The sequence below is a fragment of the Gordonia sp. DT218 genome, from assembly GCF_049847105.1.
Taxonomy (GTDB): domain Bacteria; phylum Actinomycetota; class Actinomycetes; order Mycobacteriales; family Mycobacteriaceae; genus Gordonia.
Genome location: NZ_JBNCNS010000002.1, coordinates 694281 through 717491 on the forward strand (window position 1 = coordinate 694281; position 23211 = coordinate 717491).

The window sequence follows — 23211 nt, forward strand, 5'->3', positions numbered from 1 at the left end:
CTCCTCAGATCGGAATTTGGACCATGGACCCCATCATCACTCACACCGGGATCGGTGTGCCGCTGCGCCGCAGTAATGTCGACACCGACCAGATCATCCCGGCCGTCTACCTGAAGCGGGTGACCCGCACAGGTTTTGAGGACGGTCTCTTCGCCGGGTGGCGCGCTGACCCGGACTTCATCCTCAACAACGAGCCGTGGAGCCGCGGCTCGATTCTGGTAGCCGGTCCCGATTTCGGTACCGGATCGTCTCGCGAGCATGCGGTCTGGGCGCTGTCGGACTTCGGCTTTCGGGTCGTGATCTCGTCGCGGTTCGCAGACATCTTCCGCGGCAACGCCGGAAAGGCCGGCCTGGTCGCCGCTCAGGTGGAGCAGTCGGACGTCGAACTGCTGTGGAAACGACTCGAGGAGCAGCCGGGCCTGGAACTGACGGTCAGTCTTGCCGATCGGACGATCACCGCAGCAGACCTTGTGGTGCCGTTGGCAATTGATGACTACACGAGGTGGCGTCTCATGGAGGGCCTGGACGACATCGGACTGACATTACGCCAGGTAGAAGCGATTTCTGAGTTCGAGACGTCGCGCCCTCGCTTCAAGCCGGTCACGCTCGACAGCTGAAATTCGCGGCCTGTAAACCGCCTCCGCGGAAAGCGATTGCTGCTTTCGATTTCGCAACATGCCTGGTTAATTGGCGTGGAAGATGGACGTTTTCGAATTGGACGTTTACCGTGTGGAGATAGCTGACTTTACAGATGGGTCAGATCAGCTTGCGGAGGTTTTCAATGAACAAGGCAGAGCTCATCGATGAGCTGACCAAGAAGCTGGATGCGGATCGCAAGACTGCGACTGCCGCTGTCGAGCTTGTCGTCGACACGATCGTGCGCGCGGTGAACAAGGGTGAGAGTGTCACCATCACCGGCTTCGGCGTGTTCGAGAAGCGGAGGCGCGCCCCACGCGTCGCCCGCAACCCGCGCACCGGGGAGACCGTGAAGGTGCGTGCCACTTCGGTTCCCGCGTTCCGACCGGGAGCGCAGTTCAAGGCAGTCGTCGCGGGCAAGCAGAAGCTCGCCTCGTCCGGCCCGGCGGTGAAGCGTGGCAGCGTTGCCGCGGCTACCCCGGCGAAGAAGACCGCGGCAAAGAAGGCCACCCCGGCCAAGAAGACCGCGGCCAAGAAGGCTCCGGCCAAGAAGGCGGCTCCGGCGAAGAAGGCGGCGCCTGCCAAGAAGACCGCAGCCAAGAAGGCTCCGGCCAAGAAGGCGGCGCCCGCCAAGAAGACCGCAGCCAAGAAGGCTCCGGCCAAGAAGGCTCCGGCGAAGAAGGCTCCGGCGAAGAAGGCCGCAGCCAAGAAGGCTCCGGCCAAGAAGGCCACGCGACGCTGAGGCGTCCCGAGTCACCCCACATCAGCCTCCGACGTTCTTCCCCCGTCGGGGGCTGATGTGTGTCCGGGTCAGGATTCGACGTCGATGTCGGTGTGCGGCAGCGGACTGTCGATGTGGTCGGCGGCGAGTAGCTGCCCCTGACGGGTCGAGAGCACCCAGACACTGGCTTTGCGATTGCGTTTGGGCGGCAGGGTGATGCCATCCCGATCAGACCACCATCGCATCATCGGCGGGATGACCTTGCCCTGACTGCAGACCGTGTGGATGGCCGAGGTGTCCCATGCGATCTCGCGGATGCGGTGGTGAGCCTGCTGCGGGTCGGCGATGTAGGCCTCTTCGGACAGCGCAGGTTCGGGGACGGTCACGACCCCGAGATTGTGCGCCAGTGGTGCGAGGGTCTGCTCGCACCGGACCCGATCGGCCGCATGTAGTCGCTCGGCACCGAAGATCTCGAGCAGGCCGGCCAGTTCGCGGGCCTCGTGGCGGCCGGTGGAATCCAATGGGCGCAGGCGGTCGTCGCCTTTGTAGCGGGACCTCCGCCCGGCCCGCGCGTGACGGACGAGCAGCAGCGTGTGGACGTCGGCGGGGAGCCTGTCGAATTCGGTGAGAATCGCCCGATCCAGTCGATAGCTCAATTTTTCGGTGGCGGTGGCCATGTCGAGCCAGCGGAGGTCGTCGACCTCGTGACTGGGTTCGAACTCGCCGCCGAGGGCCCGTGCTGCCCAGTACCGGACGCGCTTGCGGTTGCCGTTCGGCAGCACGTATCCGACGTCGCGCAGATGCCGCCCCAGCCGGGCCTGCTGTCCTGTCTCCTCGCGGATCTCGCGCGCAGCGGTCGCGATCAAGGTCTCGCCTGCGTCGATCTTTCCCTTCGGCAGGGTCCAGTCGTCATAGTCGGGTCGGTGGACCAGTGCGACCTCGACCTGCCCGTCTCGAGTCGGGCGCCACAGGACGCCGCCGGCAGCCCAGACCGTCTTCGTTGTCTTCGACATCGACACGAATCCTAGAGGTTCGATGTTGCGAGAACGGTTACGGATTCGGGTCCGTCCGGCGACGATTGCGTCGGATCATCTGACGCTGGTGGTCGCGCACCTCTTCTCCTTCGGCCGGTGAGGCGACCCAACTCCCGTCGGACTGCAGCACCCAACACCGCGTGCGCGGGTCGAGTGCGGAGGCGAACATGTCGCCGAGCTCGGAGGTCAGGCGCTCGTCGCGGACCTGGACCATCACCTCGACACGACGATCGAGATTGCGGTGCATCATGTCGGCACTGCCGATCCAGTATTCGTTCTGGGCGCCGAAATACAGGATTCGCGAATGTTCCAGGAATTGCCCCAGAATCGAGCGCACCACTATGTTGTCGCTGATCCCGACCATTCCGGGACGGAGCGCACAGATGCCGCGCACCACGATCTCGACCGGGACACCGCTCTGCGAAGCCCGATACAGGGCGTCGATCACCTGCTCGTCGACGAGCGCATTTGCCTTGAGCTGGATCAGCGCACGGGTGTCACCCTGCCGATGGCGTTCGATCTCGCTGTCGATCCGGGCGATGATCCCGGACCGGATGCCGTGCGGGGCCACCAGGATGTTGCGGTACTCCATCTTTCGTGAGTAACCGGTGAGGGTGTTGAACAGGTCGGTCAGGTCGGCGCCGATGTCCGGTGCCGCGGTGAACAAGCCCACGTCCTCGTACAGTCGCGCGGTCTTCGGGTTGTAATTGCCGGTACCGATGTGGCAATAGCGACGAATCACCGATCCCTCGCGGCGCACCACGAGACACGTCTTGCAATGTGTCTTCAACCCGACGAGGCCGTAGACCACATGCACACCCGCCTGCTCGAGCTGTCTGGCCCACTTGATGTTCGCCTGCTCGTCGAAGCGCGCCTTGATCTCCACCAGTGCGACGACCTGTTTGCCTGCCTCGGCGGCATCGATCAGCGCGTTGACGATCGGTGAATCACCAGACGTGCGATACAGGGTCTGCTTGATCGCGAGCACCTGTGGGTCTGCGGCGGCCTGTTCGATGAATCGTTGGACGCTCGTGGAGAAGGAGTCGTACGGGTGGTGCACGAGCACGTCGCCCTCGCGCAACGTCGAGAACACGCTCTTGGGCGTCTCGCGCTCGCCGAAGGCCGGATGGGTGGCGGGGACGAAGGGGCGGTCCTTGAGATGCGGACGATCGAGCCCGTGGATCTCGAACAGGCAGGACAGGTCGAGGAGACCGGGTGCCTGGATGACATCTGCGGGATTCACGTCGAGTTCGCGCAACAGGAGTTCGAGCATGTGCTCGCTCATGTCATCGGCCACCTCGAGTCGCACGGGAGAACCGAAGCGCCGGCGTGCGAGTTCGCGTTCGAGTGCCTGCAGCAGGTCTTCGTCGCGGTCCTCTTCGACCTCGAAGTCGGCGTTGCGGGTGATCCGGAAGACATGGTGTTCAACGATTTCCATGCCGGGGAAGAGGTGCTCGAGGTTGGCCGCGATCAACGTCTCCAACGGCAAGAACATGGCCCGCTGGTCGGAGTCCTTCGATGAGCCGGAACCCCGCCGCATCAGCCGATCGACGCGGACGAAGCGATTGACGTTGTCGGGCACCTTGACACGCGCGAAGTGCTCGCCGCCCTCGGCTCGGTCCTTCACCGTGACCGCCAGATTGAGCGACAACCCGCTGATGTAGGGGAACGGATGCGCCGGGTCGACCGCCAGCGGGGTGAGGACCGGGAACACGTCCTCGTGGAAATGATCGACCAGACGAGCCTTCTCGTCGTCGTTCAGTTCCGCCCAGGTGACGACGTGGATGTCGTTTTCCGCCAGATTCGGACGAACCGAGTCGAGGAAGACCCGGGCATGCCGGTCGGCGATGGTCTGTGTGCGACCGGCGATCCGCAGCAACTGTTCGCGTGGTGACAGACCGTCGGCGGAACGCACGGAGAGTCCGGTCTCGTCGCGACGCTTGAGTCCGGCGACGCGCACCATGAAGAATTCGTCGAGATTGGAGGAGAAGATCGCGAGGAACTTCGCGCGTTCGAGCAATGGCATCGAGACGTCCTCGGCCAGCGCGAGCACTCGCGAGTTGAAGTCGAGCCAGCTCAGTTCGCGATTGAGATAGCGGTCTTCGGGCAGGTCCGCGGACTCGTCGGGAAGCAACGTCGCGGCCGGGGGCGCACCGGGGATGGACGTGATCGGTTGGGTGGCGATGTCGTCGGCGGGGCTCACCGTTCAATCATGACGCATCGGCCGTGCCCTGACACGTCTGGCCGGTGGCCGACGGTCCGCCGCACAGGTCAGTTGCCGTTGCCCACCGGAACGGTGTCGTCGGTGGAGAACTCCCGGTCCTCCAGCGCCGCCAGGGTGTGCGGGCCCAGACCGAGTGATCGCGCGACCTCCAGATCCTCGGCAGTGTCGACGTCGGTACGCAGGTCGGGCCAGCGCTCATGGTGTGGGTCGATCTCGACCGCACCTGCCTTCCGATGTGCCGCAGCGGAATCCGGACCGAAGCGGGGTGGCCCGGCCACTGACGTGTCGCGCATGAGGATGGTGGTGCCACTGCCGTCGCGATCGGTGAGCACGGCGTGCGGGTGTGCCGCGGCACCGGCGATCACCTCCCGGAGGCTCCGGGCACCGGCCGCGGGTAGGTCGGCCTGGATGAACATCACCCGCCAGGCCGTCGGCCATCGATCACGCGCCACCGCGGCGGCATGCGCGAACGCGAGATTCAGCCGTGTCACCCCGCTCGATGCGGAGTCGGACGGTTCGCGAACCCCGACGGCGCCTGCGGTGCCCGCCGCGGCCAACACGGCATCGTCGGGGCTGATCACGATGACGCGCCCGATGCCCGCGGCCTCGACGGCCTCGACGGTGTCGACCATCATCGCCAGTACGAGAGCACGGTGCAGCGGCCCGTGGCCGGGCTCCCGGCTCGCGGCCAGACGTGTCTTGGCCTGCTCGAGGCGTTTGACCGCCATCACCGCGACGACATCACCCAGGCCACGACCGCCCGGATCCGGATGCGATGGCGTGTCCATGGACTCCATGATGCCGACCCGCGGGCCGGGGCGGTCACGTGCACCCCACAAAGGATTCGTCGTCGGGCACGGCGTCCCACGCACTACGCTGGGGACGGCAGTGGTGGTCGGCAAAGGAGTGGTCGTGCGTGCGGTGGTGATGGGTGCCGGGTCGTGGGGGACGGCGACGGCGAAGGTGCTGGTCGATGCGGGTACGGACACGACCATCTGGGCTCGGCGCCCGGAACTGGCCGATCGGATCAACACCGATCACACGAATGCCGACTACCTCCCGGGCATCACGTTGCCCGACCAGCTGTTCGCGACGAGTTCGATCCCCGACGCCCTGGCGGGAGCCGACGTGGTGGTGTGCGCGGTGCCGTCCCAGTCGCTGCGCGCGAACCTGACGGAATGGCTGCCGCAGGTGACCCCGGAGACCACCTACGTCTCGCTCGCAAAGGGGGTCGAGACGAGCACCCTGCTACGGATGAGCGAGGTGATCGCCGAGGTCTCGGGTGTTCCGGCGGGGCAGGTGGCGGTGTTGTCGGGGCCCAATCTGGCCCGCGAGGTGGCCGAGGGCCAGCCCGCGGCCACGGTGATCGCGTGCACCGACGAACAGCGTGCACGGGATCTGCAACATTCCTTCAACACCGGGTACTTCCGGCCCTACACGAACACCGATGTGGTCGGCTGCGAGATCGGCGGGGCGGTGAAGAACGTCATCGCGCTGGCCTGCGGGATGGCGAGTGGAGTGGGATTCGGACAGAACACCCTGGCGACGATCATCACCCGCGGCCTCGCGGAGACCATCCGTCTGGGGGTCGCCGTGGGTGCACAGATCGAGACGCTTGCCGGCCTGGCCGGGATCGGCGATCTGGTCGCCACGTGTTCATCCCCGTTGTCGCGCAACCGGACCTTCGGCGCCCGGCTCGGTGAGGGTCTGTCACTCGCCGAAGCGCAGGAGGCCACCCACGGCCAGGTGGCCGAGGGCGTCAAGTCGTGTACGTCGGTGCGCGCCCTCGCCGACAAGTTCGACGTCGAGATGCCGCTGACCGATGCCGTCCATCAGGTCTGTCACGGTGGGCTGTCGGTTGCCGACGCGATCAGCTCGCTGCTCGGCCGCAGCACCAAACCGGAGATCTACGACTGAGTTTCGATCGGGTTCGATCTGGTTCCGGCTCAGCCGAAGTCGAGCGGGCCACGCGGCAGGGTTTGTTCGATCACTGCGGAGACATCCGTGATCGGACCGTTCCCGGCATTGGCCGGAATCCACATCGCCACGTAGGGACGATGATCGACGCAGACGTAGGCCTGACCCGAGCCCTCGACGGTGTCGGTGATGAACCACTGCACCGGATTGATCACCTGCAGGTTGCTCGTCGGGGACAGCTCGGACGGGCGGGATATACCGCACCGCAAGGTCACCGCATCCCCGTCACCGTCGGCACGCCATTTCACGGTGGTGCCGTCGACCTGTTTGTCGCCGAACCCGTCGAACGTCTGCGGTAGCGCCGCGATCAGCTTCCCGCAGTCGGCCGAGGACGATTCCCCGGTCGCATAGGACTCGATGGGCGTGGTGTCGTCGGGGCGCAGCGCGGCGAACGTGATGAAACCGATGAGGACCATGACGGGGATGGCGACCAGCGTCGCGATCAACGCCGGACTCAGACGAGGACCGGTGCCGTGACGAGTGTCGACATCGTCGGCCCCTGTGTCCTCCCCCTCGTCGGGTGCACCGTCGGGTGCACCGTCGGGTTCGCTCTCCTCGGTCACGTCCAACACCCTAGTGCGCGGTCGTGTCGGTCCCGTTCGCAGGCGCCGGCGTTCGGCAACCCGGGCTCAGCGCGGGCTCTGGACGACCGGGCAGGTCAGGGTGCGGGTGATGCCGTCGACCTTCTGGATCTGCGGGACGACGTCGTCGGTGAGGTGCGTGGCGTCGGCCGCGTCGACTCGGACGATGACGTCGTACGGTCCGCTGACCTCCTCGGACGAGGCGACACCGGAGATCTCCGCAATCGTCGCCGCGGCAAGCGCGGCTCGTCCGACCTCGGTCTGGATCAGTATGTATGCCTGAACCACGCCCATCCTCTCGTCGACGCGACCCGGCCGGGGTCGCGCTGTTCGACCCGAGCCGGCCCCCGACGTCGTGAGTCGCGAACGACCGCACGGCGCAGTGACGTACCGGCGAGCCAATACACTGTCGCCATATTGTCGCTGACAACCCCGTCCAAGCGCGACTCAGAGACCGAGGAGATGTCGTGACCGTCGGAAGTGCCGAGGACCCGGTGGATAGGTCCCGCACCGTCGGTGAGGTCGGGGAACGGCGTTTGATCACCGAACTCACCCGCGCAGCTCTCGCCGACGACCCGGTCCGCCCGCGGGCCGGCCAGGACATCGTCATCGGCTCCGGCGACGACGCCGCCGTGATCGACACCGCCGGTCCCACAGTGATCAGCACCGACACCGCAGTCCAGGGACGACATTTCCGGTTCGACTGGTCGGATGCGCGCACGATCGGCGCTCGAGCGGTGATCCAGAGCGCCGCCGACATCGCCGCCATGGGCGGCCGCACCACCGGGATCGTCGTGTCCATCGGCTGTCCTCCCGACACCACGGTCGGGACCGTTCTCGATCTCAACGCGGGGATCGTCGAGACCGCTCACCGCATCGGGGGACGAGTACTCGGGGGCGACCTGGTGGCGGCCGATCAGGTGGTACTCGGCGTCACCGCGGTGGGCGCCCTCGACGGCGCCGTACCGATCGTCGTCGGTGGAGCCCGAGCCGGCGATGTGCTCGCGGTGACCGGCCATGCGCTGGGTGCCAGTGCCGCCGGCCTGGCCCTGCTGATCGACGCCGACACCCGTGGCTACGCCGGTCATCTCGACGAGTTCCCGACGCTGCTGGCCGCGCACCGGCTGCCGTCGCCCGATCTGACGCAGGGGCCGGCGGCCGCCCGGGCCGGGGCACATGCGATGACCGACATCTCCGACGGCCTGATCGAGGAACTGATCACCATGGCGACTGCGGCCGGGGTCGCGCTGGCCGTACAGACCGACCGGATCCCCACGGACGCAGCGGTGCACGGTGCGGCGACCGTGCTCGGCGTGGACCCGCAGGAGTGGAAACTGACGGGCGGCGAGGACCACGAACTGCTGGCCGCCTTCCCCCCGGGCGAGCTGCCGCCCGGCTGGACCCGGATCGGCGACGTCGGCGAGGGAAGCGGGGTGCGGGTGGATGATCGCGTGGTGAGCGGACTGCACGGGTGGCAGTCGTTCGGGGATTGACGGACGCCTGACGACGCCCCGGCCGGGTCGGATGTTTAGATTCGATGCATGGCTATCTACGCTCTCGGCGACCGCGAACCCATCATCGGTGATGACGTCTACATCCATCCGGATGCCACGGTGATAGGCGACGTGACGCTCGCCGACGGCGTCTCGGTCTGGCCCGGCGCCGTCCTGCGTGGCGATTCGGGGACCATCACGATCGGTCGCCGGACCAACATCCAGGACGGCACCATCATTCACTGCACCCCGATCGACGCGACGGTGATCGGCGACGAATGCGTGGTCGGTCACAACGCGCACATCGAGGGTGCGACGATCGGCGACCACTGCCTGATCGCGTCGGGTTCGGTCGTCCTGAACGGTTCGACGATCGGGTCGGGTGCCGTCGTCGGGGCGGGCGCGGTGGTGCCGTTCAAGTTCGCGGTCCCGGAGAGGTCGATGGCGCTCGGGGTGCCCGCGAAGATCCGTGCGGGATACGAGGTCCCGGAGGGGCACGTGGACCTCAACGTGGAGATGTACTTCCAGAACGGCAAGTACTTCCGTGACGCGTTGCGGAGGATCGGGTGACCGCCGGCGGGGCAGGGTCCTCGTCGAAACCGTTGTCGGAGTTGATCGATCCCGGTTGGGCGGCGGCCCTGGCGCCGGTGGAGCCGGTCATCTCGGCGATGGGACAGTTCCTGCGCGAAGAGAACGCTGCCGGCCGCGGCTATCTCCCCGCGGGCGCAAATGTGTTGCGAGCCTTCACTCAGCCGTTCGACGACGTCCGGGTGCTGATAGTGGGCCAGGACCCGTACCCGACTCCCGGCCACGCCGTCGGGCTGAGCTTCTCGGTGGCTCAGGACGTCTCACCTGTCCCACGGTCCCTGGCGAACATCTACCGCGAGTACAACGAGGACCTCGGTTACCCGATGCCGGCCAACGGCGATCTCACGCCGTGGGCCAAATCGGGTGTGCTGCTGCTGAACCGAGTGCTCACCGTGTCGCCCGGCGAGCCTGCGTCGCACCGGGGCAAGGGGTGGGAGCAGGTGACCGAGTGCGCCATCAAGGCGCTCGTCGCGCGGGACGCCGAGCCGCTGGTCGCCATCCTGTGGGGCCGGGACGCGGGCAGCCTCAAACAATGGCTACCCGACGTCCCGGTGATCGAGTCCGCGCACCCGTCCCCGTTGTCGGCGAGTCGAGGGTTCTTCGGTTCCCGGCCGTTCAGCCGGGCCAACGAGGCACTCGAGGAACTCGGCGCCGATCCGGTCGACTGGCGGTTGCCCGCCTGAGCAGCGGGACGGGTCAGGAGGTGCGCGCCGCTCCGAAGTCGGGGGAGCGTTTCCCGACGAAGGCGTCGACGCCCTCGATGCCTTCGGGCGACCCCGACAGCCCGGAGATCGACTCGGCCTCGGCGTACAGCTGATCGCCCAGCGATCGCGTCGCCGACTGGGTGAGCAGGGCCCGTGCGGCCGCGTTCGCCTGCCAGGGGCCGGCCGCGATCTTCTCCGCGGCCGCGCGGGCCGCGGATTCGACCTCGTCGTCGGCGACCACGTCGGACAGAAGTCCCCAGGAGAGCGCCTGGTCGGCGTCGATCACCTGGTCGGTCAGGATGATGTGCCGGGCGCGCGCCGGTCCGACGATCCGCGGCAGCGTCCAGGTGAGGCCGCCGTCTGGCGACAGGCCGATGCCACGGTAAGCGGGCCGCAGTCGGGTCGCCGAGCCGCCGATCGCGACGTCGGCATGCAGGGCGAGGCTCATGCCGGCTCCGGCGGCCCAGCCCTTGACGGCCGCGACGACCGGTCGGTTCGCGGCATAGAGGGCATTGACGAACGCATGGAAGTTGTCGGCGAGACCGCGCAGATACGTCGGGCGATGCTCGGCGGAGGCGAATGCGCGGACGTTGCCACCCGCGCAGAAGTTCGCGCCCGTGCCGACGAGGAGGATCGCGCCGACCTCACGCTCGCCGCGCGCCACCTCGTGCAGGGCGGGCGTGCCGAGGGCCAGGGCGTCGTCGGCGAGCGAAGTCCCCGCAGCCGGGGTGGAGACGGCGATGGTGAGGACGGATCCGTCTTGGTGGACGGGGGGAGCAGTAGGCGCGGAGGCAGGCTGTGCGGTCATGGATCGAGACTCTATCTCCGAACGCAGAAGACCCGACTCCCAGGGCGAGCGAATGCTCGCTCGGGAGTCGGGTTCAGCGTGAAGATCGGATCGATCGATGTGGGCGTCGCCGCCCGACGATCAGACGCGTGCGGTCTTGCCCGCCTTCAGGCAGGAGGTGCACACGTTCTTACGCTTGCGGTTCCCCGGCGCGACCTCGACGCGCACCGACTGAATGTTCGGGTTCCACCGGCGGTTCGTGCGCCGGTGCGAGTGCGAAACCGACTTGCCGAAGCCCGGTCCCTTGCCGCAGATATCGCAGACGGCAGCCATCGTCGAACTCCCTTGTGTTGATGAAAGTGGTCGTGTTCTGCCCGCTCGTCCCACGGTCGGCGACTCGGCGTCGACCGGTACTGCAGCAAGGCAACCCTGCAAGAATAGCCGCACCGGCCCGGCGCGGACAAATCCACTCTGTCCAGACCGGTGTGGGCACCCTCCCACGCCTGGTCACCCTACGCCGCTGTCGGCCCGCGCGAGTAACCTCGAACACATCCAACGGGCGGCCTTCGCCACGGCCAACGGTAAGGGGTTTCATGGAGTCGGCGTTCGACGGTGTCAGCACCCGGACGATGAATCCGCAGCTCTTGCGGGACTGGGCGCACGCGGCGGTCGACGGCCTGGAGGCGCTGCGTGGCGAGATCAACGACCTGAACGTCTTCCCGATCCCCGACTCGGACACCGGCAGCAACATGCTCTTCACCATGCGGGCCGCGGCCGATGCGGCCGATCTGGTGCCGGAGGACACGACGATCGGGGCGGTGGCCCACGCGATGGCCGACGGCGCGGTGGCCCAGGCGCGGGGCAACTCCGGCATCATCCTCTCCCAGATCCTGGTCGGGCTCTCCGACGCCGCCGAGCTGTCGCCGGACGGATCGCACATGACGTTCAACCACCTGTGGGCGGCCGGCCTCCGCTTGGGTTCGCTCGCCGCGGTGCGGGCGGTCAGCGAGCCCCGGGAGGGTACGGTCCTGACCGTGATCCGGGTGGGCGCCGAGACTGCGGCCGCGCATGTTTCGGAGTCGGCAGGTGACCTGGCCCGGGCGGTGGCCGACGACTGTGCCGACGCGTTGGAGCGAACACCGGAGCAATTGCCGGAGTTGGCGAGCGCGGGAGTGGTCGACGCCGGCGGTCGCGGATTCCTGGCGCTCGCCGACGCGATGGTCGCGGTCCTCACCGGTGTGGCCCAGCGCCGCCGCCGTTACCGCGGCATCCTCACCGGCGGGGGCGAGCCGGGCCATCAGGGCAACGATGCGTGTTCCGGTGGCAGCGACATGGATTTCGAGGTGATGTATTTCCTCGACGGTGCTGCCGGTGATCAGATCGGCTCGTTGCGCGAGACCCTGAACGATCTCGGCGATGCCGTGGTGATCGTCGGGGACAGCTCCGCCGGCGACGGCGAGCGCTTCTCGGTCCACGTCCACACCTGTGACCCCGGCAAGGCTGTCGAGGCAGGCGTCACGCGGGGTGCCGTGTCGGATATTCGGATCAGCTGTTTCGCGCTCGACGCGATCAGAGCCCGGACCGACACCGCCGAGCCGCCGCCCCGGCACAAGCGGGCGGTGGTCGCCGTGGTCACCGGCGAGGGGTCCGCCGAGCTGTTCGGCGAGGCCGGCGCCGCCGTGCTGCGCGCCGACGACGGGCTCACCCCGGAGGCGTTGGTCGAGGCGATCCGGGCGACCGACAGCGCACATGTGGTGGTGATGGCCAACGGGAAACTCGCGTCGCAGGATCTGGTCACGGTGACCGCGGCGACGCGATCGACTCAGCGGACGGTCGTTCATCTCCCGACATCGTCCATGGTGCAATGCCTTTCGGCATTGGCGGTGCACGACGACGCCGAATCGCCGGACGCGGACACCTATGCGATGGCGGAGGCGGCGGCCGCGACGCGCTGGGGTTCGCTGGTCCGTGCCCGAGCCAAGATGATGACGCTCGCGGGTACCTGCGAGGTCGGTGATGTGTTGGGGCTGATCGGCTCCGATGTCCTGGTCATCGCACCCGACCAGACTGGGGCCGCCACCGCGTTGATCGACCTGATGCTGACCACCGGTGGCGAGATGGTCACGGTGATGGCCGGGGCCGACGTCGACGACGCGGCCCTCGATGCGATCGGTGTCCAGATGCGGCGGAGCTACCCAGGTGTGGAACTCGCGGTCTACCAGACGGGACAGTCGGACCAGTTGATCCAGGTGGGGGTCGAATAGTGGTTGCGATGTCCGACGCGCTCGACGTGGCGCTCGACCCGAAGACCGCCACCAAGCTCGCATCCCTGTCGGTGTCGACCGTGGGGGAGTTGCTGCGGTACGCACCGCGCCGATATGTCCGCCACGGCCAGCTGTCCAACGACGAACTGCCCGAGAACGACGAGTGGGTGACCATCGTCGGCCGGATCACCGGCTCGCGGATGATCCAGATGCGCAAGCGTCATGGTCAGTTCCTCAAAGTCGCGGTCACCGACGGCAGCCACGCCTACGAGGCGAACTTCTTCAACGCCAAGTTCATTCAGCACCAGCTCAAATCCGGCGCACGGGTGATGATGGCCGGCAAGGTGAAGACCTTCCAGGGCAAGGTCCAACTGTCGCATCCGGAATGGGCCGTCCTCCCCGACGGCGATCCCGAGGTCGACCGCGTGGTGGGCTCCGCCATGCTCTCGGAGATGTACGCCGTCGAGGCCGAGATCACCGGTGGCGACGTGGACCCGGCCGCGTTCGACCGCCCCATTGTGCCGATCTACCCGGCGACCAAGGATATCCAGACCTGGGACATCTGGGGTGCGATCCGCCGGATCCTGGCGGCGATGGAGAGCAGTGCGAACACCGACGATGCGCTCGGCCCGGACCAACGCTCCGACCGCGGTCTGATCGGCACCGGCGACGCCTTGCGCCGGATTCATCTGCCCGACACCGAGGACGACATCGACGCGGCGCGTGCCCGTCTGAAGTTCGACGAGGCGCTGGCCATCCAGACCGTACTCGCGCAACGGCGGGTCGCCGGGCGGGGCGAGAGCGCTCCGCCCTCTCCGCATGTGCCCGGCGGACTCGAGGACCGGCTGCTCGAACGCTTGCCGTTCACGCTGACCGACGGACAGCGCACGGTTGTCGCCGAGATCGCCGAGGAACTCGGACGAGAAGCACCGATGAGCCGGCTGCTGCAGGGCGAGGTCGGGTCCGGAAAGACGCTCGTCTCACTGCTGGCCATGCTGCGGGTCGTCGACAACGGCCATCAGTGCGCGATCCTGGCGCCCACCGAGGTCCTTGCGGCCCAGCACCATCGCACCATCCGGACGATGCTCGGCGACCTCGCCGAGGCGGGTGAGCTGACCGCCGCCGAGGGGGCCACCACGATCGCCTTGCTGACCGGTTCGATGAAGACCGCCGGCAAGCGGCAGACGCTCCTCGACGTGGTGACGGGTACCGCGGGCATCGTGATCGGAACCCATGCGCTACTGGAGGAGAACGTCACCTTCTTCGATCTGGGGATGGTGGTGGTCGACGAACAGCACCGGTTCGGCGTCGAACAGCGCGATGTATTGCGTGCCAAGGGAAAAGACGGGCTGATGCCGCATTTCCTGGTGATGACCGCCACCCCGATCCCGCGGACCGTGGCGATGACGGTCTTCGGCGACCTGGAGACCTCGACGCTGACCGAGCTGCCCCGGGGACGGCAACCGATCAGCACGTCGGTGGTCCCGATGGGCAACGAGGCCTGGGTCGACCGCGCGTGGGCTCGAGCCGCCGAGGAGATCACCGAGGGCCGGCAGGTCTACGTGGTCTGCTCCCGCATCGGCGACGATGTCGATGACAAGAAGTCACGGCGTGACGACGACGGGCAGGCGCCGAAGAGCACGTCGGTGGTCGATCAATATGCGGAGCTGCTGGCCGGCCCGCTCGGGGCCCATCGGATCGAGATGCTCCACGGGCGTCTGCCCGCGGACGAGAAGAACGCGGTGATGGACGCGTTCGGTCGCGGCGAGGTCGACGTGGTGGTGTCGACAACCGTCATCGAGGTCGGCGTCGACGTGCCGAACGCCACGATGATGGTCATCGTGGACGCCGAGCGGTTCGGGGTCAGTCAGTTGCACCAGCTGCGCGGCCGCGTCGGTCGTGGTGGCCACGCCGGCCTGTGTCTCTTGATGACGTCGGCCCCGCAGGTGTCGCAGGCGATGCAGCGGCTGCGCGCGGTCGAGGGGTCGACCGACGGATTCGAGCTCGCGCGAGTCGATCTCGAACAGCGACGCGAGGGTGACGTCCTCGGATCGCTACAGTCGGGCGGCACCTCGTCGCTGCGCTTCCTGTCGCTGTTGGGTGACAGTGACGTCATCGCCGACGCACGCGATCTCGCCGAGGAGATCGTGGGAGCGGATCTGCCGTTGGCCGATCACCGTCCGCTGGCCGATCTCGTCGACGCGATCCTCGTGCCGAACAAGGTCAAATACCTCGACAAGTCATAGCGTTTCGCGGCGCCCGGAGGCGTCCGGCCGCAGGATCACCCGTCCTGGCGAGCCAACGCATCACTGGTGACCGGGGTGAAGAGGTTGACCAGATTGCCGTCCGGATCGCGTACCAGAGCCGATCGGTTGCCCCACGGCATCGTGGTCGGCTCCTGGACCACCTCGCCGACCTGACCGGCCAGACGCCGGTACTCGGCATCCACGTCATCGACGCGGAACTCGATGATCACGGATCGGTTCGTCGCGGGCTCGACGGAGCCGGCGGCGAAGAGTGCGGCGGTACGTTCACTGCCGATGGCGAGGGTTCCTGCCGAAGTGACGATCTCTGCGAAATCGGTTGTGGCCCAACGGGCCGGCGATGCGGTCACCACTTCGTAGAAGGTGACGAGTCGGTTGACGGATCGGGTGATGATTCGGATCGATACCAGGTTCATGACGGCCACGCTAGGACTGATTCCGGACAGCCGGCGTCCGTGATCCAGATTTCGGCGAGGATTTGATCCGTGCGCCGATGGAACGCGGGGGTCCGCCGCGACGTCCAATGACCATGACGTTCCTGGGCGAGTGGCCGCTGCGCTGGTGGCTGATCCTCTGCGGATGCGTCCTGAGTGCACTGATCGTGGCGATCGGGGCCGTGGCACAGAGCGATCGATCGACGTCGGATCCTGCCGTGGGCGAGCATGCCGATCGCGCACGGCGGGCACTGGCTGGTGTTTCGGTACTCGCGCAACGTCCGTCGCGAGAGGATTACCAGCGCGAAGCATTCGGCTCCGCGTGGACCGATGCCACGGCGGCCGCGGGAGGATTCAACGGATGCGACACCCGCAACGACGTCCTCGCCCGCGACCTGACCGACACGCGCCGAGCTGCGGTGTCGTCCTGTCCGCGAGCCGTTGTTGCGGGCGAGTTCCGTAGTCCCTACACGGGTGAGTTCATCGTGTTCCGGCGCGACCGTCGCGCCGGGGCGGTCCAGATCGACCACATCGTGCCGCTGGCCTACGCCTGGGACATGGGGGCGTGGTCGTGGTCGCCGGCGACGCGCATGAATCTGGCCAACGACCCCGCCAATCTCGTGGCCGTGGACGCGGCGTCGAATCTGACCAAGTCGGATCAGGAACCGGGTCGATGGATGCCGCCGAACAAAGGATTCCGGTGCCAGTATTCAATCCAGTTCGTGACCGTGGCGTCCACCTACCACCTGCTACTTGATGCGTCGTCGGCCACAACACTACGAAAAGCCCTGCAGCAGTGCTGAGTACGGCTTCGCCGGGGAGGCGACCATCTCGACGAAAGGCCGCCTCATGACAAGGATCGATTCCCCGTTCCAGGGCGACAATGCTTCGTTCGACATCAGCAGGTGTCGGACATGATGAACTCCATCAACAGTGGCGTGGACATCGAACGGACCACGATCCTGAGCCTCGACACCGAGACCGAGAGCGGCGTCTCCAACATCCCGTTCGTCGTGGCGCGGGCGAACGCGACCCCGATGACGTCGATGACGTCGACGTTCGGGATTTCGGAATTGACGGAGAAGACAAGGCCGGCCACCCGAGGCTACGTTTGCAATATCTACCGCGTTAGTCTGGTGAGCGACATAATTCCGCACGTGAAGTCGAGGAATCCATGAGTGCACCCACCGCCGTACCGGGCGTGGAGACGGCCGACATAGAGAAGGTCGTCAGGGGGCTGGCCAAGGCGGCCAGGGTCGCGTCGAGGACGCTGGCCGGCCTGACCACCGCGGCCAAGAACGAGATCCTGCTCGCCGCCGCAGAGGCGATCGAGGCCGACAGCGAGGCCATCCTCGCCGCCAACGCCGCCGACGTCGTCCGTGCCGAGAACGACGACACCGAGGCGAACCTGATCGATCGTCTACGCCTGACCCCGGAACGGATCACCGGCATCGCCGACGGTCTCCGACAGGTGGCCGTGCTGCCCGACCCGATCGGCGAGGTCGTCTCCGGTAACACGCTTCCGAACGGTCTCGAACTGCGGCAGGTGCGAGTTCCGCTCGGTGTGGTCGGGATGGTGTACGAGGCGCGTCCGAATGTCACCGTCGACGCCTTCGGGATCGCTTTCAAATCGGGCAACGCAATGCTGTTGCGCGGCTCGTCGTCGGCTGCCGATTCGAACGCCGAGCTGGTGCGCGTCCTGCGGGAGGTGCTGCGCGGTAAGGGTGTGAGTGCCGACGCGGTCGCGTTGCTGCCCAGTGAGGATCGCGCCAGCGTCACCGCCCTGATCCGCGCACGCGGTCTGGTCGACGTGGTGATCCCGCGCGGTGGGGCCGGACTCATCAACGCGGTCGTCGCCAACGCCACGGTCCCGACGATCGAGACCGGCACCGGCAACTGCCACGTCTACGTCCACGCGCTCGCCGATGTCGATGTCGCGACCCGGATCATCCTGAACTCCAAGACGCGCCGCCCCAGCGTCTGCAACACCGCCGAGACCGTGCTCATCGACAAGGCCGTCGCGGGCGACGCGCTGCCGAAGATCAGGCAGGCACTGCAGGCGCAAGGAGTGGTCATCCACGGTGACGAGCCGGGGATGGAGCCGGCCACCGAGACCGATTGGTCCGAGGAATACCTGTCGATGGACGTGGCGATGAAGATCGTCGACGGACTCGACGCCGCAGTCGCGCACATCGACACCTACGGCACGGGCCACACCGAGGCGATCGTGACCACGGACCTCGCGGCCGCCCGCGAGTTCACCTCCCGCGTCGACGCGGCAGCGGTGATGGTCAACGCCTCCACCGCATTCACCGACGGAGAACAGTTCGGCTTCGGTGCGGAGATCGGGATCTCGACCCAGAAACTCCACGCGCGGGGGCCGATGGGTTTGCCCGAGCTGACCTCGACCAAGTGGATCGTCTGGGGCGACGGCCACATCCGGTCCGCATGATGGGCGACGCAACCACCGCGGCCGGCGGCGGTCCGGCCACCGTTCCGTCGTTCGGCGACGTCGCCGACGTGGTCTCGCGGCTGCGGTCGACCGGTTACCTCGCCGACGACGCCACCGCCACATCCACCTATCTCGCCGACCGGCTGGGCAAGCCGTTGCTCGTCGAAGGTCCGGCCGGTGTGGGTAAAACCGAACTGGCGCGAGCGATCTCGCAGGCGACGGATGCGGAGTTCATTCGCCTACAGTGCTATGAGGGCATCGACGAGGCACGCGCTCTCTACGAGTGGAACCACGCCAAGCAGATCCTGCACATCCAGGCGACCGGTAGTCGCGAATGGGACGAGGCGAAGGCCGACATCTTCTCCGATGAGTTCCTGTTGCCCAGGCCGTTGCTGAAGGCGATCTCGCGATCGGAACCGACGGTGCTGCTCATCGACGAGGTCGACAAGGCCGACGTCGACATGGAGGGCCTGCTCCTGGAGGTGCTGAGCGATTTCGCGGTGACCATCCCGGAGATGGGCACTGTGGCCGCGACCCGGCGGCCGGTGGTGATCCTGACGTCGAACGCGACCCGGGACCTGTCGGAGGCGCTCAAACGTCGCTGCCTCTACCTCTACATCGACTTCCCGGACGCCGTCCGTGAGCGGGAGATCCTGGCCTCGCGAGTGCCGGGCCTGTCGGATGCGCTGGCCGCCGAACTGGTACGTGTCGTCGGTGTGTTGCGCACCCTCGACATCCGGAAGAAGCCGTCGGTGGCGGAGACCATCGACTGGGCCAACACCCTGCTCGCGCTGGGCGCCGGCGAGTCGAGTGGTTCCGGCGGCGGCAAACTCGACGACGGCCTCATCGCCCGCACCCTGGGAGTGGTGCTCAAGCACCGACCGGACCTGAAGACGGCCCTCAAAGAACTCAAGCTGGGCTGATGTCGACCGACGGGTCCGCCGTGTCGGGTGCCGCGGGCACCGATGAGGTGCCGATGATCTCCCACCTCACCGGGTTCGTCGACGAGTTGCGCCGACGCGGAATGATCGTCGGGCCGTCGTCTCTCATCGACGCCGCGCAGGCGATGGAGGTGCTCGACCTCCTCGACCGGCGCAGTCTCCGTGAGGGGCTGGCGACCACGTTGATCAGTGACCAGATGCACCGCAGGGTCTTCGACACGATCTTCGACCTCTGGTTCCCCCTTGGCACCGGCGCGCGGACCGCGGTGACCGACCTGCCGCGCACACTGGACGGGGAGATCGACGTGGAGACGATGCGCGAGATGGTCGCCGACATGCTCGCCGACGACTCGGCCGATGCGGACGGCCGGCTCGACCAGATGATCGCGCTCATCGTCGATCGGCTCGGCCGCTATGACTCCACGCGTGGCGAGGCGTTCTCGGCTTATCAGGCGCTGTCGACGGTCAACCCGCAGACCCTGATCGCGCGGATCGCGGCGGCCATGGCCGGCGGGGGAGACGAGGACGGCTCGGGCGGCGACCGCCCCGGCACCGAACCCCTCTACCGTCGCGCCGCCCGCGCCCGGGCCGGGGAGCTCCGGGCCGCCATCGAGGCGGAGACGCAACGTCGGATGGCGGGGCGCAACGGACGCGAACGGGTCGCCGACTACGCGGTGCCGCCGCTGCCCGAGAACATCAACTTCCTCAGCGCGGGCGCGCAGGATCTCGCCGAGATCCGACGGACCATCCAGCCGCTCGCGCGATTGCTCGCCGCGAAGCTGGAGATCCGTCGTCGCCGATCCCACCGCGGTGCCGTCGATGTCCGCAAGACGCTCCGCGCCTCGATGTCCACGGGGGGAGTACCGATCGAGCTGAGCCATCGCAAGCCGCGGCCCGGCCGGCCGGAACTCGTTGTCATCTGCGACGTCTCGGGCTCGGTCGCCGGCTTCTCGCAGTTCACTCTGAGGCTGGTTTACGCACTGCGCCAACAATTCTCGAAAGTGCGAGTGTTCGCGTTCGTGGACACGGTCGACGAGGTCACCGACTTCTTCGACCGCGGCGCAGACGACGAGGACTTCGGTGCGAGCATGCACCGGATGATCACCACAGCGCGGATCAGCACTCGGGACGGCCATTCCGACTACGGCAACATGCTGCGCGGGTTCGTCGAGGAGTACGGCGAGTCGCTCACCCATCGCGGTGCGTTGCTGATCCTCGGTGACGGGCGGACCAACTATCACGACCCGCATCTCGGCGCGCTGCGTGAACTCACCGACCGTGCCCGGCACGCGTACTGGCTCAATCCCGAGGCGGAGCGCAATTGGGGCACCGGTGACTCCGCGGCCATCGAATACGCGGAGATCATCGAGATGTTCGAATGCCGGAACGCGACCCAGCTCGGCCGGGCGATCGCCGATCTGCTCCCGGTGTGATCGGCCCCGGGCCGGGCGGACACCCGGGGCCGACCGCGTAAACTCACACCTCATGGCCACCGACCGCCCGTTGCAACAGCAGCCGCGTGCACGCCGTATCGGCATCATGGGTGGCACATTCGATCCGATCCACAACGGCCACCTCGTGGCGGCCAGCGAGGTCGCGCATCGCTTCTCCCTCGACGAGGTCATCTTTGTGCCGACCGGTCGGCCGTGGCAGAAACTCGCCGAGGACGCCGCGGTGGTGAAAGCCGAGCAGGCACGTGCGGTGAGCCCGGCCGAGGACCGCTACCTGATGACGGTGATCGCCACCGCCTCCAATCCCCGGTTCACGGTGAGTCGTGTCGACATCGAACGTGACGGTGATACCTACACCGTCGACACACTGCGTGACCTGCGCAGCATGCATCCGGAAGCAGAGCTCTACTTCATCACCGGAGCCGATGCGCTCGAGTCGATCCTGTCCTGGCAGGACTGGGAGGAACTCTTCGAACTCGCCAACTTCGTCGGCGTGAGCAGGCCCGGGTATGAACTCCACGCCATGCACCTCGCGCAACACCTCGAGGCGCTGCCCCCGGACACCCTGCAGATGCTCGAGATCCCGGCGCTGGCGATCTCGTCGACCGAGTGCCGCGCCCGCGCAGCCCGCGGAAGACCCGTCTGGTATCTGGTTCCCGACGGTGTGGTCCAGTACATCGCCAAACGCAAGCTGTACCGTTCACCGAGGGCATCCTCGCCGGGCGTTTCTGCTCCCTGATCGATCTGGTGCGACCGATCGGTTGCGACCGCCCCGAAACCTCCGATGGAAGGACACCCGTGACTGCCACAGCCGAAGCGCTGGAGATGGCCAAGGTCGCGGCATTCGCCGCCGCCGACAAACTCGCGCATGACGTCACCGTCATCGACGTCTCCGAACAGCTCGTCATCACCGACATCTTCGTGATCGCCTCTGCCGACAGCGAGCGGCAGGTGACATCGATCGTGGACGAGGTCGAGGACAAACTCCGCGAGGCCGGGTACAAGCCGGTACGTCGTGAGGGCACGCGCGAGGGACGCTGGGCGCTGATCGACTACGCCGACATCGTGGTGCACATCCAGCACAGCGACGAGCGACAGTTCTATGCGCTCGAGCGGCTGTGGCAGGACTGCCCGATCATCGAGGTGGACGGCCTGGGATGAGCGGGGGACCCGATTCGCACGACACCGCGGTCGAGCGACTGACACCCGTGGTGCGGCGCCTCATCCTGTTGCGGCACGGCCAGACCGAATACAACGCCACCAGCCGCATGCAGGGGCAACTCGACACCGACCTCTCGGCCCTCGGGGTCCGGCAGGCAGCTGCCGCGGCGGAGGTGCTCGCCAAGCGTGCCCCGATGCTCATCAGGTCGTCGGATCTCGCGCGCGCCCGGGACACCGCCGAAGCGCTCGCGCGGAGCACCGGGCTGTCGGTCGACACCGATGAGCGGCTGCGTGAGACCCACCTCGGCGATTGGCAGGGGATGACCCACCACGAGGTCGACGACGTCATGCCGGGTGCGCGGCGGATCTGGCGCGACGACGCCGGTTGGCGTCCGCCGAACGGCGAGAGCCGGATCGACGTCGCGCGGCGGGCCGTGCCGCTCGTGGCGGAGCTGGTCTCCGATCTCGACGAATGGGGGACCGGCGACAATCCGGAGGCCCCGGTCGTGCTCGTGGCCCATGGCGGCGTCATCGCCGCACTGACCGCGGCGCTCCTCGACCTCCCGGAGACGTCGTGGCCGGTGTTCGGCGGGCTCGCCAACACCAGCTGGGTGCAACTGTCGGGTCACGGTGTCCCGGGTAGCCCGCCACACTGGCGGCTCGATGTCTGGAACGCGTCGGCCGAGAGCGCCGACGCGGCCGTCCAATGACCTTCCCGGTGGCGTCGTCCGGACGTTCCGAAGGCACGGTCCTGATCCTGTCCGACTCGTTGGCCTATTACGGCCCGTCGGGCGGGCTGGCCGCCGACGATCCGAAGATCTGGCCGAATCTCGTCGGTGCGGCCTGCGACCGCGAGGTACGGCTGTTCGGGCGGATCGGCTGGACGAGCCGTGACGTGTGGTGGGCGCTGACCCAGGACCCGAACATCTGGGCCGCGGTACCGGGCGCCGACGTCGTGGTCCTGGCGTTCGGCGGGATGGACAGTCTTCCCTCGCCGCTGCCGACCGCGGTCCGAGAACAGATCCGGTATGTCCGTCCGAACCGGTTGCGGCAGGTCGTCCGGGACGGATACCAGTGGCTGCAACCGCGGTTGTCCACGGTCGGTTGGCCGGTGGCCCTGCCTCCCACGGTGACGGTCGAATACCTGGAGAAGATCCGCGCCGCGCTGACTCACCTCCGACCGGATCTGCCGATCGTGGTGTGCCTGCCTCCCACGCATCGGAGTCCGTATTACGGCTACGTGCACAGTGGCCGCATCCCCACCACGGCCGCGATGGCCGAATGGGCGGGCGCGCACGATCTGCCGACCGCCGACTTCTACCCGGTCACCCGGGATGGGTTCTTTCCGGTCGGTGGCGGCATGAGCGACGAGATGAATCCGGACGGGATCCACTGGGGATACGAGTGTCATCGGGGCATCGCCGACGTCGTGGTGCCGGTGGTCGGCGACGTCCTCGACCGGCGCGCGGCCGGTCGGGAGGCGACCGGCTAACGTAGAC

Annotated in this window: 25 protein-coding genes; 16 read left to right on the plus strand and 9 right to left on the minus strand. The window is 67.3% G+C overall.

Features of this window, described 5'->3' with window-relative positions:
- Window positions 1-23: 23 nt before the first annotated feature.
- Both leuD and ACPXCG_RS10065 read left to right on the plus strand, forming a co-directional pair.
- Entirely contained in the window at window positions 24-617 is a 594-nt protein-coding gene (gene leuD / locus ACPXCG_RS10060; RefSeq protein WP_267629433.1) for a 3-isopropylmalate dehydratase small subunit, read from the plus strand.
- A 164-nt stretch (window positions 618-781) separates the two neighbouring features.
- Window positions 782-1378, plus strand: coding sequence for an HU family DNA-binding protein (locus tag ACPXCG_RS10065; protein WP_425791590.1), 597 nt, complete (start codon window positions 782-784; stop codon window positions 1376-1378).
- A 68-nt stretch (window positions 1379-1446) separates the two neighbouring features.
- Here the strand turns inward: ACPXCG_RS10065 and ACPXCG_RS10070 are convergent, their stop codons facing one another.
- The 3 genes from ACPXCG_RS10070 to cofC all read right to left on the minus strand — a co-directional run bounded on the left by ACPXCG_RS10070 (window position 1447) and on the right by cofC (window position 5403).
- Window positions 1447-2370: an NUDIX hydrolase gene (locus ACPXCG_RS10070; protein WP_425791591.1), complete on the minus strand. Its 924-nt coding sequence runs from the start codon at window positions 2368-2370 to the stop codon at window positions 1447-1449.
- Between the two features lie 37 nt (window positions 2371-2407).
- Complete coding sequence (locus ACPXCG_RS10075) at window positions 2408-4594, minus strand: RNA degradosome polyphosphate kinase (protein WP_425791593.1); 2187 nt, start codon at window positions 4592-4594, stop codon at window positions 2408-2410.
- 68 nt (window positions 4595-4662) lie between these two features.
- On the minus strand, window positions 4663-5403 hold the full coding sequence (gene cofC / locus ACPXCG_RS10080; protein ID WP_425791595.1) for a 2-phospho-L-lactate guanylyltransferase: 741 nt from the start codon (window positions 5401-5403) through the stop codon (window positions 4663-4665).
- Between the two features lie 124 nt (window positions 5404-5527).
- On the opposite strand from cofC, the gene ACPXCG_RS10085 reads away from it, so the two are divergent.
- Entirely contained in the window at window positions 5528-6532 is a 1005-nt protein-coding gene (locus ACPXCG_RS10085; RefSeq protein ID WP_425792095.1) for an NAD(P)H-dependent glycerol-3-phosphate dehydrogenase, read from the plus strand.
- A 29-nt stretch (window positions 6533-6561) separates the two neighbouring features.
- On the opposite strand, the gene ACPXCG_RS10090 is transcribed toward ACPXCG_RS10085, so the two are convergent.
- On the minus strand, window positions 6562-7161 hold the full coding sequence (locus ACPXCG_RS10090; RefSeq protein ID WP_425792096.1) for a DUF3515 domain-containing protein: 600 nt from the start codon (window positions 7159-7161) through the stop codon (window positions 6562-6564).
- Window positions 7162-7221: 60 nt separating this feature from the next.
- Window positions 7222-7467, minus strand: a complete 246-nt coding sequence (locus ACPXCG_RS10095; protein WP_425791597.1) for an Lrp/AsnC ligand binding domain-containing protein — start codon at window positions 7465-7467, stop codon at window positions 7222-7224.
- A 173-nt stretch (window positions 7468-7640) separates the two neighbouring features.
- Between ACPXCG_RS10095 and thiL the strand changes: the two genes are divergently transcribed.
- From thiL to ACPXCG_RS10110, 3 genes are read left to right on the plus strand one after another with little or no spacing between them, the layout of a single operon-like run.
- Window positions 7641-8666 (plus strand): thiamine-phosphate kinase, encoded by a 1026-nt coding sequence (gene thiL, locus ACPXCG_RS10100; RefSeq protein ID WP_425791599.1) that lies wholly within the window; start codon window positions 7641-7643, stop codon window positions 8664-8666.
- Between the two features lie 48 nt (window positions 8667-8714).
- Window positions 8715-9236 (plus strand): gamma carbonic anhydrase family protein, encoded by a 522-nt coding sequence (locus ACPXCG_RS10105; protein WP_425791601.1) that lies wholly within the window; start codon window positions 8715-8717, stop codon window positions 9234-9236.
- Window positions 9233-9937 (plus strand): uracil-DNA glycosylase, encoded by a 705-nt coding sequence (locus ACPXCG_RS10110; RefSeq protein ID WP_425791603.1) that lies wholly within the window; start codon window positions 9233-9235, stop codon window positions 9935-9937. Before ACPXCG_RS10105 ends, ACPXCG_RS10110 begins: the two co-directional genes overlap by 4 nt.
- A 13-nt stretch (window positions 9938-9950) precedes the next feature.
- Here the strand turns inward: ACPXCG_RS10110 and ACPXCG_RS10115 are convergent, their stop codons facing one another.
- Both ACPXCG_RS10115 and rpmB read right to left on the minus strand, forming a co-directional pair.
- Window positions 9951-10766, minus strand: coding sequence for an enoyl-CoA hydratase/isomerase family protein (locus ACPXCG_RS10115; protein ID WP_425791605.1), 816 nt, complete (start codon window positions 10764-10766; stop codon window positions 9951-9953).
- 120 nt (window positions 10767-10886) lie between these two features.
- Entirely contained in the window at window positions 10887-11078 is a 192-nt protein-coding gene (gene rpmB / locus ACPXCG_RS10120; RefSeq protein ID WP_124706538.1) for a 50S ribosomal protein L28, read from the minus strand.
- Window positions 11079-11338: 260 nt separating this feature from the next.
- Between rpmB and ACPXCG_RS10125 the strand changes: the two genes are divergently transcribed.
- Window positions 11339-13009, plus strand: coding sequence for a DAK2 domain-containing protein (locus tag ACPXCG_RS10125; protein WP_425791607.1), 1671 nt, complete (start codon window positions 11339-11341; stop codon window positions 13007-13009).
- 8 nt (window positions 13010-13017) lie between these two features.
- Complete coding sequence (gene recG, locus ACPXCG_RS10130; RefSeq protein ID WP_425791609.1) at window positions 13018-15255, plus strand: ATP-dependent DNA helicase RecG; 2238 nt, start codon at window positions 13018-13020, stop codon at window positions 15253-15255.
- Between the two features lie 35 nt (window positions 15256-15290).
- Here recG and ACPXCG_RS10135 read toward each other — a convergent pair whose 3' ends face one another.
- On the minus strand, window positions 15291-15689 hold the full coding sequence (locus ACPXCG_RS10135) for a VOC family protein (RefSeq protein WP_425791611.1): 399 nt from the start codon (window positions 15687-15689) through the stop codon (window positions 15291-15293).
- A 107-nt stretch (window positions 15690-15796) separates the two neighbouring features.
- Between ACPXCG_RS10135 and ACPXCG_RS10140 the strand changes: the two genes are divergently transcribed.
- Window positions 15797-16510, plus strand: a complete 714-nt coding sequence (locus ACPXCG_RS10140; protein ID WP_425791613.1) for an HNH endonuclease family protein — start codon at window positions 15797-15799, stop codon at window positions 16508-16510.
- 95 nt (window positions 16511-16605) lie between these two features.
- Here ACPXCG_RS10140 and ACPXCG_RS10145 read toward each other — a convergent pair whose 3' ends face one another.
- A complete protein-coding gene (locus ACPXCG_RS10145; RefSeq protein WP_425791615.1) occupies window positions 16606-16806 on the minus strand; it encodes a hypothetical protein in 201 nt (66 codons plus the stop codon).
- Between the two features lie 75 nt (window positions 16807-16881).
- On the opposite strand from ACPXCG_RS10145, the gene ACPXCG_RS10150 reads away from it, so the two are divergent.
- From ACPXCG_RS10150 to octT, 7 genes are read left to right on the plus strand one after another with little or no spacing between them, the layout of a single operon-like run.
- Window positions 16882-18159, plus strand: coding sequence for a glutamate-5-semialdehyde dehydrogenase (locus ACPXCG_RS10150; protein WP_425791617.1), 1278 nt, complete (start codon window positions 16882-16884; stop codon window positions 18157-18159).
- Window positions 18159-19082: an AAA family ATPase gene (locus tag ACPXCG_RS10155; protein WP_425791619.1), complete on the plus strand. Its 924-nt coding sequence runs from the start codon at window positions 18159-18161 to the stop codon at window positions 19080-19082. Before ACPXCG_RS10150 ends, ACPXCG_RS10155 begins: the two co-directional genes overlap by 1 nt.
- Complete coding sequence (locus tag ACPXCG_RS10160; RefSeq protein ID WP_425791621.1) at window positions 19082-20533, plus strand: vWA domain-containing protein; 1452 nt, start codon at window positions 19082-19084, stop codon at window positions 20531-20533. The genes ACPXCG_RS10155 and ACPXCG_RS10160 overlap by 1 nt, the downstream gene beginning before the upstream one ends.
- 52 nt (window positions 20534-20585) lie before the next feature.
- Window positions 20586-21290 (plus strand): nicotinate-nucleotide adenylyltransferase, encoded by a 705-nt coding sequence (nadD, locus tag ACPXCG_RS10165; RefSeq protein ID WP_425791623.1) that lies wholly within the window; start codon window positions 20586-20588, stop codon window positions 21288-21290.
- A 59-nt stretch (window positions 21291-21349) separates the two neighbouring features.
- Entirely contained in the window at window positions 21350-21712 is a 363-nt protein-coding gene (gene rsfS, locus ACPXCG_RS10170; protein ID WP_425791625.1) for a ribosome silencing factor, read from the plus strand.
- Window positions 21709-22422 carry a histidine phosphatase family protein gene (locus tag ACPXCG_RS10175; RefSeq protein ID WP_425791627.1) on the plus strand — a complete coding sequence of 238 codons (714 nt, stop codon included), beginning with the start codon at window positions 21709-21711 and terminating at the stop codon, window positions 22420-22422. The genes rsfS and ACPXCG_RS10175 overlap by 4 nt, the downstream gene beginning before the upstream one ends.
- Window positions 22419-23204 (plus strand): diglucosylglycerate octanoyltransferase, encoded by a 786-nt coding sequence (gene octT, locus ACPXCG_RS10180; RefSeq protein WP_425791628.1) that lies wholly within the window; start codon window positions 22419-22421, stop codon window positions 23202-23204. The genes ACPXCG_RS10175 and octT overlap by 4 nt, the downstream gene beginning before the upstream one ends.
- The last annotated feature ends 7 nt before the right edge of the window (window positions 23205-23211 follow it).